The sequence below is a fragment of the Acidovorax sp. NCPPB 3576 genome, from assembly GCF_028473605.1.
Taxonomy (GTDB): Bacteria; Pseudomonadota; Gammaproteobacteria; order Burkholderiales; family Burkholderiaceae_C; genus Paracidovorax.
In genome coordinates, this window is sequence record NZ_CP097267.1 from 430,736 (window position 1) to 445,206 (window position 14,471).

Sequence of the window (14,471 nt, forward strand, 5' to 3'; positions counted from 1 at the left end):
GGGTTCTCGGGCTACACGCCGCGGGCGCGGTCGGCCGCGAACTGCCGGCGGAATTCGCCGAAGCGCCCCGCGTCCAGCGATTCGCGCACCTCGCGCATCAGGTTCAGGTAGTAGTGAAGGTTGTGGATGGTGGTGAGCATCGGTCCCAGCATCTCGCCGCAGCGGTCCAGGTGGTGCAGGTAGGCGCGGCTGAAGCCGCCGCGGCCGCCCTGGTCCCAGGCCACGCCCTCGGCGCCCGCGCAGGCATGGCAGGTGCAGGTGGTGTCGAGCGGCTGGTGGTCGGCCTTGTGGCGCGCATTGCGCAGCTTCAAGTCGCCATAACGCGTGAAGATCGTGCCGTTGCGCGCATTGCGCGTGGGCATCACGCAGTCGAACATGTCCACGCCCTGGGCCACGCCTTCCACCAGGTCCTCGGGCGTGCCCACGCCCATGAGGTAGCGCGGCTTGTGCGCCGGCAGGCGGTGCGGGGTGTGCGCCATGATGCGCAGCATCTCGTCCTTGGGCTCGCCCACCGAAACGCCGCCCACCGCGTAGCCGGGAAAGTCCATCTCCACCAGCCGGTCCAGCGATTCGGCGCGCAGGTTCTCGAACATGCCGCCCTGCACGATGCCGAACAGCGCGTTGGGGTTGTTCAGGCGGTGGAATTCGTCCTGGCTGCGCCGGGCCCAGCGCAGGCTCATCTCCATCGACGTGCGCGCCTCGCGCTCGGTGGTCAGCTGGCCCTTGGTTTCATACGGGGTGCACTCGTCCAGCTGCATCACGATGTCGCTGTTGAGCGTCGTCTGGATCTGCATGCTCACCTCGGGCGACATGAAGAGCTTGTCGCCGTTCACGGGCGAGGCGAAGTGCACGCCTTCCTCGGTGATCTTGCGCATGGCGCCCAGGCTCCATACCTGGAAGCCGCCGGAGTCGGTGAGGATGGGCTTGTCCCATTGCTCGAACCGGTGCAGGCCGCCGAAGCCCTGCATCACGTCCAGCCCCGGGCGCATCCACAGGTGGAAGGTGTTGCCCAGGATGATCTGCGCGCCCATGTCGTGCAGGCTCTGCGGCATCACGCCCTTGACGGTGCCGTAGGTGCCCACGGGCATGAAGATGGGGGTCTGCACCACGCCGTGGTTCAGGGTGAGGGTGCCGCGGCGCGCGTGGCTGGAAGGGTCGGTGGTCAGGAGGTCGAACTGCAGCATGGCGCGCATTGTCCCAGACGCCCGCAGGGTCGGGCGCGCGGCGGGGCGCCGCTACACTGGACCGCACCGTCTGCCGGGCGCGCGAAGCGCATCGCCGGCAGCGACCTCAGACTCCCGGAAAAGGACACGAACATGCTCAAGATCCTCATCGCCGTCGATGGCTCGGACCTCTCCCTGGACGCCGTGCATCACACCCTGGCCCTGCTGCGCCAGGGCCTGCGCGCCAGCGTCGTGCTGGCCCATGTGCAGGAACCCGCCACGCTCTATGAAATGGTGGTGTCGCGCGATCCGGACCTCATCGCCGCAGCCAGCCTGGAAGCCGGCCTGCACCTGATGGCCCCGGCCCGCGCGATCTTCGAGGCCGCGGACGTGGAGCATGAAACCGATGTGGGCGTGGGCGATGTGGCCAATACGCTGGTGGAGATCGCCGAGCGCCACGGCTGCGGCATGCTGGTCATCGGAGCCCGCGGGCAGGGCGCCATCCGCAGCGCGTTGCTGGGATCGGTGTCGCAGGCGCTCGTGCATGCGAGCCATGTGCCGGTGACCATCGTCAAGCACGCCGACGCGCTGGAAACCGTGGATATGAATGCCGAGGGCGGGCAGGAAGCCCTGGCCTGATCAATCTCGGCAAGTTCTCAGGCGGCCTTGCGGAAGGGCTCGCTCGGGCGCTGCAGCTTGCCGTGCGGCAGGCTGGCCAGGCGCTTGAACATGCGCCGGCAGTAGCCGTTGATCCACAGGCATTTGTTGAGCTCGTCCACCGGCAGCGGGCCGGAAACGACGACGATGTCGTTGGCCACTTCCAGCGCACCGGCGGCGCGCAGGCGGCGGCGCGTGTTGCTGGCCCAGGACTGGATGCGCGATGGGGTTCCGTGCTGATGGACCTCGCCCGTGTGCGCATCGAAAGCGATGGCAACGGTGTCGGTCTTCAGCTTGAAACGGCGCTCGCCTGTGACGGCACTGGGCGCCTCGCGCATGTCGTACAGGTAATAACTTCCGGCCTTGAGCTGATATTGCATGTCCATGGTTTCGTCCTCCGAGGGGCATTGTCCTGGGGGCTTGGACCGGCAATGGTGGAGAAAGCGGCATGAAAACGCCTCTTATTCCAGAGAGTGGTGCTCGGGGCCTGCCGGACTTCGGTGTGCGTGCCATTGTGTCGGCGCGCGTGCGCCGATTCAAGGCAGCAACCCCGTCAAAGGGTAACCGGATGTGATACGGCCGGCCCCGCGCAGCACCTGCGCGGGGCCGGCCGAGCGCTCAGAGAATCAGAAGTCCACCAGGCTTAGGCCGACGCTGAACACCGTGCGCTTGCGGTTGTAGTCGATCATGCTGTCGCCGTAGCCGCTGAACAGGGCGGTGTGCAGGCGCAGGTTGCTCTTGCTGCCGCCCAGGCCCTTGCCCAGATTCTGCAGCCATTCGATGCGTGCCGAGCCCCGCGGCGTCGAAGCCAGCGAGTGCCGCACGGTCACACCCACGGTGTTGTCGCGGTCGTAGTTCCAGTTCACCTGCAGCTCGCCGCGGCCGATGTAGTCGCTGATGCCCGGGTTGTCGTCGCTGTCGGCGCTTTCGCTCAGGCGCTTCCACAGGCGCGCGTTCACGCTCCAGCGGTTGTCCAGCTCCATGCCGGTCATCAGGTACACGCGGTTCCAGCTGCGAGACAGCGGCAGGCTCTGGCCGTTCGACTGGTGCACCAGCCCGATGCCGCTGTAGCGCCAGCGCCAGCCGAAGGGCAGCTTGGCGTCGGTGGGGTACACGTACATCACTTCCGGCTCGTGGTCGGTCGCGCGGAAGGGGCGCGAGATGTCGGGGCTGAACAGCTGCCAGTACGACTGCTGCGTGTAGCCCACCCACACCGAGTCCTTGAGCGTGGGATGGCCCTGCGTGAGCAGGCCCTGGGCGATCTTGGTGCGCACCGACAGCTGGATGCGGTTCTCGGTGGTCCGGTAGTCCACGGCCGACGTGGCGTTGTGGTCCGGCACGGGCGAGGTGGGCTGGCGGTTCACGTTGCTGCCCTTGACCACCGAGACGCTGATCGGCCGGTAGCCACGGAAGCGGAAGGTGCCGCAGTCGCTGCCCGACTCCAGCTCCCAAAAGCGCGACAGCGTGCTGTACTGCTCATCGCGGCAGCCTTCCACCTGGGCGACGTCGATGAGGCGGGTGGCCGGCAGCGTCGTGTCCACGGGGGTGGGTGGTGCGGAACTGGCCGTGGTGTTGCCGGTGGGTGCGCCGGCCGATGCGGCGGGCGCTTTCCAGGCCTGCTGGCCCGCCCACTGGTCGAAGCAGGCCAGGCGCGCGGTGCTGTCGCCGGCCATGGCGGTGCAGCGGCGCCAGGCGTCGCCGGCCGCTTCCGCCTGGGCGGGCGTTTGCGCCAGCGCGGCGCCCGCGGGGGCGCACAGGGCCAGGGCCAAAGTGCCCAGGCGCCGGGGTGTCATGGCCTGCCGGACTGCTTGCGCAGCACGGGCGGGGCGGTGGTGTTTTATGCGTTGTTCCATGTTCCTCGTATCTCCTTGCCGCAACTGCCTTGTTCCACCTGGCCGATCCAGGTGGCGCTGATGATGTTCCTGCCCTTGGCCGATGCCCCGGGCGCCAGATCGCTTGGGCCCACGTCACCCCCGACCTGGGCCGGAGTGCCGTCGCGCTGCACGGGGCCACGCATGCTCTGTGCCAGCGCCGGTTGCGCTGGACGCGGCAACACGGGGCGGCGGATCATGGCATGGCCGGTCATGGCGGGGCGTTCTGCGCCTTGCGCGCAGCGAATTCGGCGCGCAGCGCCTTGAGTTTTTCGCGTGGGTCTTCGCGGGCGGTGTTCTTGTCCAGCGCCATCTCGGCGATGAAGCGGCTGGGCTGCGCGTTCACCATCTCACGGCCCTTCTTGCGCTTTTTCGTCCAGCTGACGGCTAGGCTGCGCTGGGCGCGGGTGATGCCCACGTACATCAGGCGGCGCTCTTCCTGCAGGCGCTGCAGCGTGTCGTCGCTCACCTTGAGCTGCCGGCCCTCGTCGTCGTCGAGCTTGAAGGGCAGCATGCCCTCGGTCACGCCCACCAGCACCACATGCGGCCACTCCAGGCCCTTGGAGGCATGCAGCGTGGACAGCGTGACCATGTCCTGGTCCTTCTCGCGCTCGCTGATGGTGGACAGCAGCGCGATGGTCTGAGAGACCTCCAGCAGGCTCTTGGTCTCCTTGGTGACGACGCTGCCCGAGGTGTCGTCGATCTGGCCGCCGGCGCGCTGCGACATCCAGTCGCAGAACTCCAGCACGTTGCTCCAGCGCGCGGCCGCGACCTTCTCGCTGTCCTCGCCGTCGTACAGGTGCTTTTCGTAGTCGATTTCCTTGAGCCAGTCGGCCAGGAAGGCGCGCGAATCCTCGGCGCCGTGCGTGTGCCGGGCGCGGTATTCGAGGTCGTTGACGTAGCGCCCGAACTCCATCAGCCCGTCGAGCGCGCGCTTGGGGATGGCCGCCGGCAGCATGCCGTTGAACAGCGCGCCGAACATGCTCAGCTTGTGCTTGGTCGCGAATTCGCCCAAAGCGCCCAGCGTGGTGTGGCCGATGCCGCGCTTGGGGCTCGTGATGGAGCGCAGGAAGGCCGGGTCGTCGTTGTTGTTGATCCACAGGCGGAACCAGGCGCACAGGTCCTTGATCTCCGCGCGGTCGAAGAAGCTCGTGCCGCCCGAGACCTTGTAGGGGATGTTGGCCTTGCGCAGCGCCTTCTCGAACGGCTTGGCCTGGTGGTTGGCGCGGTACAGGAGGGCGAAGCTCTTCCAGGCCGGCGGCGGGTTGGCCGCGGCACGCAGGCTCTGGATGCGGGCCACGGCGCGCTCGGCCTCGTGCTCTTCGCTGTCGGCATCAACCACGCGCACCGGCTCGCCTTCGCCCAGTTCGGAAAACAGCGTCTTGGGAAACAGCTTGGGGTTGGGCTGGATCACGTTGTTGGCCGCGCGCAGGATGGCGCTGGTGGAGCGGTAGTTCTGCTCCAGCTTGATCACCTTGAGCTGCGGAAAGTCGATCGGCAGCTTTTTCAGGTTGTCCAGCGTGGCGCCGCGCCAGCCGTAGATGGACTGGTCGTCGTCGCCCACGGCGGTGAAGCGAGCGCGTTCGCCCACGAGCAGCTTGAGCAGCTCGTACTGCGTGGCATTGGTGTCCTGGTATTCGTCCACGAGCACGTGGCCCAGCACCTTTTGCCACTTGCTTCGCACCTCGGGGTGGTCGCGCAGCAGGCGCAGCGGCATGCCGATGAGGTCGTCGAAATCGACGCTCTGGTAGGCGGCCAGGCGTTCTTCATAGCGCCCCATCAGGACGGCGATGCTGCGTTCGTTGTCGTCGGCGGCCTGGGCCAGCGACTCCTGGGCGTTCAGGCCCATGTTCTTCCACTTGCTGATGGTCCACTGCCATTGGCGGGCGGTGGCCATGTCGGTCGTGCCGCCGGCCGCGTCCTTGAGGATGCCGGTCACGTCGTCCGCATCGAGGATGCTGAACTGGGGCTTGAGCCCGAGCACGCGCCCGTCCTCTCGCACCATGCGCACGCCCAGCGCGTGGAAGGTGCACACCAGCACGTCCTTGGCCGCCCGTCCGATGAGGCCCTGCGCGCGCTCGCGCATTTCTGCGGCGGCTTTGTTGGTGAAGGTGATGGCGGCGATGCGGCGCGGCTCCAGCCCCATTTCGATCAGCCGCCCGATCTTGTGGGTGATCACCCGCGTCTTGCCCGAACCCGCGCCCGCCAGCACGAGGCACGGCCCCTCGGTGTAGTGGACAGCCTGGAGCTGGGCGAGATTGAGACCGGCGGACATGCGCAGAAAAAGAAGGCGTTGGCAGGCGCCGGCAAGGCACGGGGTGGCACCCGCCTGCCGGTGGAAGGGGGTGCAGAAGCGCGCAATGATACTGGCACGCGGCCAGCGCGGGCGGCCCCTTTTTTACTAGGTTTCTCCGGCGCTGGCGCCGCGGTTTTTGGAATTTGTCAATAGGTAATCATTTTCCGCATTTTTAGCAAATTTATTGACAATGTATCAAGGTGCATCTTTATACTGACCCATCCATTTGCTTTCCATCGGGGTCACCGCCATGCGCGATGCTTCAGCGGGGGTGGCCGCAGAGATGCTCACCCCCCACTTCTACGAGCGTTTCCACAAGCTGTTCAGTGTCGCGTCGCGCAAATCCCTGCTCCGCTGGCATGAGGTGCCGGCCGCCGAGGCGCAGGTGCTGCTGCTGGACGATGCCAGCGCCCCCCAGCCCGGCTCCACGGCCCCCTGCCTGGTGTGCGTCGGCGGCTCGTTTCCCGACAAGGCGCCTCAGGCGCAATGGACGGCGCGCCTGCAGTCCGGCTACACGCTGGCGGACCTGATCGACGTGCTGGACCGTGCCGCCGTTTTCCTGATGGATTGGCGGGCCCGCCAGAAGATGACCGCCGCCTCCGCCGACACGGCGTGGGAATCCCCCGCCGCGGCACGCATCGCGTTCGGCGCTTCGCACCAGCGGTTCCAACTGAGTTCCTGGGTGTCGCTGGGCGCGCCGTTCCGCTCGGGCGGCAACGTGCGGGCGCTGGCGTTGCTCACCCGCGCGCCGGTCAGCCTGGCGCAGTTGTGCGAGCACAGCGGCCTCGCGCCTGCCGCCGCGCAGGCGCTGCTGGCCGAGTTGTCCCGGCGCAGCGTGCTGCGCACCGAAACGGCGGCGGCTGCGCCCGACGTGCGCGCGGACCGCCACAGGCCGGCCGGGCACGGCGGGCTGGTGCAGCGCCTCGCGCGCTGGGTGCGCGGCGGGGGCCAGGCATGAACGGGGCGTTGCCGCGCATCGCGCTGGTGGGCCCCATGGGCATCGGCAAGACCACTGCGCTGCGCTCGCTGTGCGGCGACGTGATGGCGTCCTCCGACGTGCCCAACCTGGACCGGGCGGCCCATTCCAAGGAATTCACCACCGTGGGCGCCGAGTTCGGCGAGATCGACCTGGGCGATGGCGAACACGTGCAGGTGTGCGGCTGCCCCGGGCAGGACCGATTCGACTTCGTGCGGCAGTGGATTCTCTCGGTGTCGATGGGCGTGTTCATCATGGCCGACGTGTCTCAGCCCTCGGCGGTGGGCGACACGCTCGATCTGCTCGCCGAAATGGCCGAGCAGCCCGATCCGCCGCTGGCGCTGGTGCTCAGCGCCCGCCCGGCCACGCCCGCGCAGATCGAGGCGTTCGGCCGCGCGCTGTCGGCCTCGCCCCACGGCGTGGTCCCCATCCTGGAAGCCGACCCGCGCGACCGCGGCCAGCTGCTGGAGGCGCTGGGCGCACTGGCTTCCATGCTGTCCCTGCAGAACGAACTGGACTGAACCCATGATGAACAAGGCGAACATCGTCGTCCCACCGGAGCGCGCGCAGGCCGCCCGGGAGGTGCTGGACCGCGTGGTGGCCCCTGCGGGCGACGTGCGCATGGCGCTGGTGACCACGCTCGACGGCTTCGAGGTGGCTTCCCTGTCGGTGGGCGGCGGCCTGGAGGTGCGCCGGCTGGCAGCCATGGCCGGCTCGCTCATGGCCATGGCCCGCGCCGTGGGCCGCGAAATCGACTACCCCGGCTGCCGCCGCCTCACCTTCGAGACCGAGGCAGGCCTGGCGATCTTCCAGGCCATCGGCGGCGCCTTCCCCTGCATCCTGTGCCTCGTGCTGGAAAAGCAGGCCGTGCTCGGGCGGGCCCTTTGGACCGCCGGCGAGGTCGCCCAGCAACTGGGCCGCCCCGAATGATCCCCCGCGCGCTGCCGGACCTGCCGGCGGCGCGCATTTGTGCATGCCTTCCCCTTTCCGTGTCTTTGTTTAAGGAATCGAACCCATGGCCTCCCTCCAAGAATCTCTGAATCAACTCCATGCCATCGACGGCGCCCTGTGCGCAGCCGTGGTGGACAGCGGCAGCGGCATGCTGCTGGGCAGCGTCGGCACCGGCTTGGACATGGAGCTGGCGGCTGCCGGCAACACCGAAGTGGTCCGTGCCAAGAACAAGACCATGCGTTCGCTGGGCCTGGCCGACAAGATCGACGACATCCTCATCACGCTGGGCAAGCAGTACCACGTGATCCGCCCGCTGGCTGCGCACGAAGGCCTGTTCATCTACCTGGTGCTGGACAAGGAACGCTCCAACCTCGCCCTGGCACGCCGCAAGGTCCAGGAAGTCGAGCAAGGCGTCCAGATCTGACAAGGCTCACCGGGCCGCCACGCCCTCAGGGGCTTTGAACGGCCTCTGCTGCCCGCCCCGAGCGGGCTTTTTTTCGCGGGGACGCGTGGCGCCCTGCACGCTGCCTTGCGCCGACAATGGGCCGTGCTGTCCGTTCTGTCCATCACTTTTCCCTTCTTCGCGCTCGTGCTCTGCGGCTACCTGGCCGCGCGTGCAGGCGCGCTGCCGCAGGTGGCCATTCCCGGGCTGAATGCGTTCGTGCTGTTCTTCGCGCTGCCGTGCATGCTGTTCCGCCTGGGCGCGAACACGCCCATCGGCCAGTTGCTGGACCCGGCGGTGGCGGGCGTGTACATCCTGTGCGGCCTGGCCCTGGTCGGTGCCACCGTGGCGCTCACGCGGGCGCGGCAGGGCTGGAACGATGCGGCCTTCGGTGCGCTGGTGACCGCCTTTCCCAACACCGGGTTCATGGGCGTGCCGCTGCTGGTGGCGCTGCTGGGCGCGTCGGCGGCGGGGCCCGCCATCCTGACGATGCTGGTGGACATGGTGCTGACCACCTCGCTGTGCATCGCCTTGTCGCGGCTGGACGGCGTGGGCACGCACGGCGTGGCGGTGGCGGTGCGCCGGGCCTTGCGCGGCATGGCGACCAACCCCATGCCCTGGGCCATCGCGCTCGGGGCCGTGGCGTCCGCGCTGCAGTGGACATTGCCCGGCCCGCTCGACCAGACGGTGGCCATGCTGGCCGGCGCGGCATCGCCCGTGGCGCTGTTCACGATCGGCGCCGTTCTGGCGCGCTCGCAGATGAACCAGCACGACCGCGTGCCCCCGCGCGACTACGTGCCGGTGGCGCTCGCCAAGCTGTTCGTGCACCCGCTGCTCGTCTGGGGGGCGGGGCATGGCGCGATCGCGGCGGGCGTGCCGCTCACGCCGTTCGCGCACACGGTGCTGGTGCTGGTGGCGGCGCTGCCCAGTGCCAGCAACGTGTCGCTGCTGGCCGAGCGCTTCGGCGCCCACAACGGGCGCATCGCGCGGATCATCCTGGTGTCCACCGCGCTGGCGTTTTTGAGCTTTTCGGCCGCCACCGCAATATTGATCTAGGCGTTGCGCTATTTATTTGATAGCAATCGATGGCGCATGACGCCAACCTGCCAGGCACGACCCCGCCGGGGGATCAGATCGTCAGCGGGTCCACATCCACCAGCCAGCGGATCAACCCCTTGTGCTGCGGCGCCGCGCGCGTGGCGTGCAGCACGGGCTGCCAGGCCGAAAGAAAGCGCTGCAGCGCCGCGCGGCTGCCGCTCTCCAGCAGCATCTGCGCGCGCTCCACGTTGGCCACCCGCTGGATCGCCAGGGGCACGGGGGGAAACAGCGTGACATGCTCCAGCCCCGGCAGCGCCTCGGCTTGCGCGGCGGCGCTGGCCGCGGCCAGGAACGCCTGGGCCACCTCCTGCGTGCGCGCGTCGGCGCGCACCAGCGCCTGGTAGGCGAAGGGCGGCATGGCGGCCTCGGCCCGCTCGGCCAACTGGCTGTCGGCGAACGCGGGGTAGTCGTGCCGGCGCAGCGCGGCGTACACCGCGTGGTCGGGGTGGTAGGTCTGCACCCACATCTCGCACTGGCTGCCCTGCTCGGCCACGTAGCGCGCATCGCGCCCCGCGCGGCCGGCCGCCTGCAGCAGCAGGGCGAACAGGCGCTCGGGCGCCCGGAAGTCGCTGGAAAACAGCGCACCGTCGGGCTGCACCGCCGCCACGAGCGTGATGCGCCGAAAGTCGTGGCCCTTGGCCACCATCTGCGTGCCCACCAGCACATCCACCTCGCCCGCATGCACCTGGGCCAGCTGGGATTCGAGCGCGCCCTTGGCCTTGGTGGTGTCGGCGTCGATGCGGGCGACGCGCGCGGCCCGCCGCTCGGGCGTGATCACGTTGCGCAGCAGGGCGGCCAGTTGCTCTTCCAGCTGCTCGGTGCCCCGGCCGATGGGGGCGATGTCGGGGTTGCCGCAGCCCGGGCAGGCATGGGGCACGCGCTGGGCGTAGCCGCAGTGGTGGCAGCGAAGGGTGCGGTCGATCTTGTGGAAGACCTGGTGCGCGCTGCAGTGCGGGCAGTCGCTCTTCCAGCCGCAGTCGCTGCAGTGCAGCACGGGCGCGAAGCCGCGGCGGTTGAGCAACACCAGGCACTGCTCGCCGCGCTCCACGCGCTGGGTGATGGCCGCCAGCAGCGGGGCGGAGAACACGGCGCCGCGCGGCTGCTGGCCCATGTCCACCAGCCGCACGCGCGGCAGTTCGCCGGCGCCGATGCGGCTGGGCATGTGCAGGCGACGGTAGCGGCCGGCCGGGCTGCCGGCTTCGGCGGGCCGGCTGGCATGCCAGCTTTCCAGCGACGGCGTGGCCGAGCCCAGCACCACCTTGGCGCCCTGGTCGCGGCCGCGCCAGATGGCCAGGTCCCGCGCCGAGTAGCGGGCGCCTTCCTGCTGCTTGTAGCTGGCGTCGTGTTCCTCGTCCACCACGATGAGCGCCAGGCCCGGCATGCTGGCGAAGACCGACATGCGCGTGCCCAGCACGATGCGCGCCGTGCCCGAATGCGCCGCCAGCCAGCTTTTCAGGCGCTGGGGGTTGGTCATGCCGCTGTGCAGCGAGACCACGCTGCCCGCGCCGTAGCGGGGCGCGAAGCGGGCGGTGAAGCGCTCCTCCAGCTGGGGCGTGAGGTTGATCTCGGGCACCATCACCAGCGCCTGGGCGGCGGGGTCGGCCTCCAGCGCCTCCTGCACGCAGCGCAGATAGACCTCGGTCTTGCCGCTGCCGGTGCTGCCGTAGAGCAGGAAGGGCCCGGGTTCGGCGGCGATGGCGGTGCGGGCGCTTTCCTGCTCGGCGCTCAGGGCGATCTCGGGCAGCGCCTCGCCACCCTGCAACGACGCCGTCGGGCGGCGCAGGCGCCGCGCGAGCTGCGCGGGGCCCAGGTCGCGCAACTGGGGGGGCAGGGCGGCCAGTGCCACCTCGCCCAGCCCGCGCTGGTAGTAGCGCGCGGTGAAGGCCACGAGCCGGCGCCAGGGTGTGCCCAGCGGTTCCACGCCCTCCAGCACCGCTGCCACGGAACGGGCGGTCAGGCCGGCAGGCAGCGGCGGCAGCCCGCCCTCGGGCGCATCCCAGACCACCCCCAGCACCTCGCGGGTGCCCAGAGGCACGCGCACCAGGGCGCCGGGCGGCAGAGGCCGGTCGAAGGCATAGCTCAGCAGGTCCCCCACATTGCTGTGGCCGGGGGTTTGCACGGCGACCTGGACGATGGCCGGGGCCGGAAGGAGTGGGGCGTCGTTTACGGGCACTTGTTCAGGTGGGATGGCGATGCGTGCGGTAAGTGGTTGATTTGCCGAAGTTTTGGAGCCGCAAGATTTTTTCTGTGGATAACTTTGTTGACATCCCTGGGCGGGACCCATGGGGCGCGATCCCGCATCGCTTCGATCTCCGTCCAGACACCCTCAGAACGATATGAAAAAACGGTTATGAATCAATGATCTATTAAAACCAGCATGAGAACCTTGCGCATCCTGCCGGGCCTGCCTTCATGCTGCATCGCATCAAGCCACTTGTGCATAAGTGGGCCCGCGTTGACCTTGTCAAGGGGCCATTCTGTGCTAAGCGATGGCGCGAAGATCGGGCAACTTCTTCAATGGGCGACGCAAGTGCTTGATTTACCGAGGATTTTGGGAAATTGCCGATTTTCTGTGGATAACTTTGTTGATATCCCCGCCCGACCAGCCCGCAAGCCTTGTCAAACCGTGGTTTTGTTACCTTGCCCGGAAATTCGGCAAATCCTGCAAGGCGTTATGAATCAACGACTTGCAGATCCCAACTCATTATTTTGATGCCCATCAAAAAGATTCCTGGGAATGCAGGCTGTGCGCCAAGGTGGTGCGCGCGGTGTGAATAACTTCACCCTAGCGCAGCCCCTTCATCTCCGTTCTGTCAAGCCTTTCGCTGTGCGCGGGAATGGCTGTGCACCGTTTCCACCAGGGCCGCCACATGCTCCGGGGGCGTGAACTGGCTGATGCCGTGGCCCAGGTTGAAGATGTGCGTGGGCCCGGTGGTGGTGGGGTCGGTGTGCGGCGCGCCGAAGCTGTCCAGCACGGCGCGGGCCTGCAGCGCGATCTGCTCGGTCGGGGCGAACAGCACGTTGGGGTCGATGTTGCCCTGCAGCGCCTTGCCGGGTCCGCCCGCCGCACCGCCCACCAGCGCACGGGCACGGGCCAGGTTGGCCGTCCAGTCCAGGCCGAGCACCTCGCAGTCCAGGTCCTTCATGGCGTCCAGCCAGAGCGCGCCGCCCTTGGTGAACACGATGCGCGGCACGTCGGTGCCGTCCACGCCGGTGCGCTTGAGCTGGGCCAGCACGCGGGTGGTGTAGGCCAGGCTGAAGGTCTGGAAGGCGCCATCGGCCAGCACCCCGCCCCAGCTGTCGAACACCATCACGGCCTGGGCGCCCGCGTCGATCTGCGCGTTCAGGTAGGCGGCCACGGCATCGGCGTTGATGGCCAGGATGCGGTGCATCAGGTCGGGGCGGCTGTACATCAGCGTCTTCACCAGGCGGTAGTCGTCGCTGCCCTTGCCCTCCACCATGTAGCAGGCCAGCGTCCAGGGGCTACCGGAAAAGCCGATCAGCGGCACGCGGCCGTCGAGCGCGCGCCGGATGCTGGTGACCGCATCGAACACGTAGCGCAGCTTGTCCATGTCGGGCACGGCCAGGGCTGCCACGGCCGCTTCGTCGCGCACCACGTGGGCGAAGCGCGGGCCTTCGCCCTCGGCGAACGACAGGCCCAGGCCCATGGCGTCGGGCACGGTGAGGATGTCGCTGAACAAAATGGCGGCATCGAGCGGGAAGCGCTCCAGGGGCTGCAGCGTGACCTCGGTGGCGTAGTCCACATGGGTGGCCAGCCCCATGAAGCTGCCCGCCCGGGCCCGCGTGGCCTTGTATTCCGGCAGGTAGCGGCCGGCCTGGCGCATGAGCCACAGGGGGGTGTAGTCGGTGGCCTGGCGCCGGCAGGCGCGCAGGAAGGTGTCGTTCTGGAGGGGGGCGAAGCTCATGCCCCTGATTGTCGCGTAGCCGCAAGGCCGGGCGTTTGCGCCAGGTCCATGCCCGGCCCCGGCGGCCGGGCCATCCCGTTCAATCCGCTGCCGCATCCCCCAGAAGCCCCGCTGCGCCAGCCTCGGCCAGCCGGGTGACCAAGGGGTGGATCACCTTGCGCGCGCTGTAGATCAGGTGAAAGTGCTCGTGCACGTCCGCCGTGGTGCCCACCGGCTCCAGCCCGTAGGTGCGCTGCAGGTGTTCGCCCAGCAGCAGCGGCGCCGGCATCACGCCCATGCCGGCGGCGGCGAAGGTGCTGAGCAGGGCGCTGTCCTCGAACTCCCCCGCCAGCCGGGGGCGGATGCGCTCGCGCTCCAGCCAGTGGTCGATGCGAGCGCGCAGCGCGGCGTGGGCGGTGGGCAGGATCACCGGCACCACGGCCAGGCTGTGCGGGAAGTTCTGCGAGGCCGCGCGGGCCCACAACGGCGGCGCATACCAGCCGATGGCGCTGGTGCCCAGCAACTGGCTGGTGGTGCGCAGGGCGGGATTGGGCGGGGCGGAGCGGTCGGCCAGCACCGCATCGAGCTTGTGCAGCGCCAGCTCGGCCAGCAGGGGCTGGAACTCGCCGTCGTGGCACAGCAGGCGCAGGTGGGGCTCGTCCAGCACAGGGGTGAGCAGCCGGTGCACGGCCAGCTTGGCGATGCCGTCGGAGATGCCCAGGTTCAGCCGCACCGCCTGCCCGCTGGTCGCTTCGCGCACGCGCTGGGGCAATTGCTCGCCCAGCGCGAAGATGTGGTCGGCCTCGTGCAGGGCCGCCACGCCTGCGTCGGTCAGCACCAGGTTGCGCCCTTCGCTGCGCAGCAGGGCCACGCCCAGGTCCTTTTCCAGCGACCGGACCTGGGCGCTGATGGTTTGCACCGCCATGTCCAGCCGCTCGGCCGCGCGTGCCACGCCGCCCTCCTTGGCGACCACCCAGAAGTAATACAGGTGGCGGTAGTTGAAGCTCTGGCTCATGGCGGGCGGGGGGGTGAAAATGGAATGGTTCGGAAAAACCGAAGTAATGGTACTGGGAAGGCGTCTTCTTTTCTGGCTGCGGCGGCCCCACAGTCCG

14 protein-coding genes are annotated in these 14,471 nt (G+C 68.7%); 6 read left to right on the forward strand and 8 right to left on the reverse strand.

Translation table 11 applies throughout. The features are described 5' to 3' along the window. Positions 1-11: 11 nt before the first annotated feature. A complete protein-coding gene (gene tgt / locus M5C98_RS02185) occupies positions 12-1,184 on the reverse strand; it encodes a tRNA guanosine(34) transglycosylase Tgt (RefSeq protein WP_272550700.1) in 1,173 nt (390 codons plus the stop codon). A gap of 132 nt (positions 1,185-1,316) precedes the next feature. On the opposite strand from tgt, the gene M5C98_RS02190 reads away from it, so the two are divergent. Next, entirely contained in the window at positions 1,317-1,802 is a 486-nt protein-coding gene (locus tag M5C98_RS02190) for a universal stress protein (protein WP_272550701.1), read from the forward strand. A 17-nt stretch (positions 1,803-1,819) separates the two neighbouring features. On the opposite strand, the gene M5C98_RS02195 is transcribed toward M5C98_RS02190, so the two are convergent. The 4 genes from M5C98_RS02195 to M5C98_RS02210 all read right to left on the reverse strand — a co-directional run bounded on the left by M5C98_RS02195 (position 1,820) and on the right by M5C98_RS02210 (position 5,966). Further along, entirely contained in the window at positions 1,820-2,206 is a 387-nt protein-coding gene (locus tag M5C98_RS02195; protein WP_272550702.1) for a hypothetical protein, read from the reverse strand. Positions 2,207-2,446: 240 nt separating this feature from the next. After that, complete coding sequence (locus tag M5C98_RS02200; protein ID WP_272550703.1) at positions 2,447-3,673, reverse strand: phospholipase A; 1,227 nt, start codon at positions 3,671-3,673, stop codon at positions 2,447-2,449. Then, positions 3,658-3,891: a hypothetical protein gene (locus tag M5C98_RS02205; RefSeq protein WP_272550704.1), complete on the reverse strand. Its 234-nt coding sequence runs from the start codon at positions 3,889-3,891 to the stop codon at positions 3,658-3,660. Before M5C98_RS02205 ends, M5C98_RS02200 begins: the two co-directional genes overlap by 16 nt. An 11-nt stretch (positions 3,892-3,902) precedes the next feature. Continuing rightward, entirely contained in the window at positions 3,903-5,966 is a 2,064-nt protein-coding gene (locus M5C98_RS02210) for an ATP-dependent helicase (protein ID WP_272550706.1), read from the reverse strand. A 271-nt stretch (positions 5,967-6,237) separates the two neighbouring features. Between M5C98_RS02210 and M5C98_RS02215 the strand changes: the two genes are divergently transcribed. The 5 genes from M5C98_RS02215 (at position 6,238) to M5C98_RS02235 (ending at position 9,412) form a co-directional block, all read left to right on the forward strand. Next, positions 6,238-6,945, forward strand: coding sequence for a hypothetical protein (locus tag M5C98_RS02215; protein WP_272550707.1), 708 nt, complete (start codon positions 6,238-6,240; stop codon positions 6,943-6,945). Continuing rightward, positions 6,942-7,484, forward strand: a complete 543-nt coding sequence (locus M5C98_RS02220) for a GTP-binding protein (RefSeq protein WP_272550708.1) — start codon at positions 6,942-6,944, stop codon at positions 7,482-7,484. Before M5C98_RS02215 ends, M5C98_RS02220 begins: the two co-directional genes overlap by 4 nt. Positions 7,485-7,488: 4 nt before the next feature. Continuing rightward, on the forward strand, positions 7,489-7,893 hold the full coding sequence (locus tag M5C98_RS02225; protein ID WP_272550709.1) for a roadblock/LC7 domain-containing protein: 405 nt from the start codon (positions 7,489-7,491) through the stop codon (positions 7,891-7,893). Between the two features lie 85 nt (positions 7,894-7,978). Next, positions 7,979-8,338 (forward strand): hypothetical protein, encoded by a 360-nt coding sequence (locus M5C98_RS02230; RefSeq protein WP_272550710.1) that lies wholly within the window; start codon positions 7,979-7,981, stop codon positions 8,336-8,338. A 123-nt stretch (positions 8,339-8,461) separates the two neighbouring features. Further along, positions 8,462-9,412 carry an AEC family transporter gene (locus M5C98_RS02235; RefSeq protein ID WP_272553112.1) on the forward strand — a complete coding sequence of 317 codons (951 nt, stop codon included), beginning with the start codon at positions 8,462-8,464 and terminating at the stop codon, positions 9,410-9,412. A gap of 73 nt (positions 9,413-9,485) precedes the next feature. Here the strand turns inward: M5C98_RS02235 and priA are convergent, their stop codons facing one another. The 3 genes from priA to M5C98_RS02250 form a co-directional block, all read right to left on the reverse strand. Then, on the reverse strand, positions 9,486-11,627 hold the full coding sequence (gene priA, locus M5C98_RS02240; RefSeq protein ID WP_272550711.1) for a replication restart helicase PriA: 2,142 nt from the start codon (positions 11,625-11,627) through the stop codon (positions 9,486-9,488). Positions 11,628-12,267: 640 nt separating this feature from the next. Beyond that, positions 12,268-13,380 (reverse strand): uroporphyrinogen decarboxylase, encoded by a 1,113-nt coding sequence (gene hemE, locus M5C98_RS02245; RefSeq protein ID WP_272550712.1) that lies wholly within the window; start codon positions 13,378-13,380, stop codon positions 12,268-12,270. 79 nt (positions 13,381-13,459) lie between these two features. Further along, positions 13,460-14,374: a LysR family transcriptional regulator gene (locus tag M5C98_RS02250; protein ID WP_272550713.1), complete on the reverse strand. Its 915-nt coding sequence runs from the start codon at positions 14,372-14,374 to the stop codon at positions 13,460-13,462. Positions 14,375-14,471: the final 97 nt, after the last annotated feature.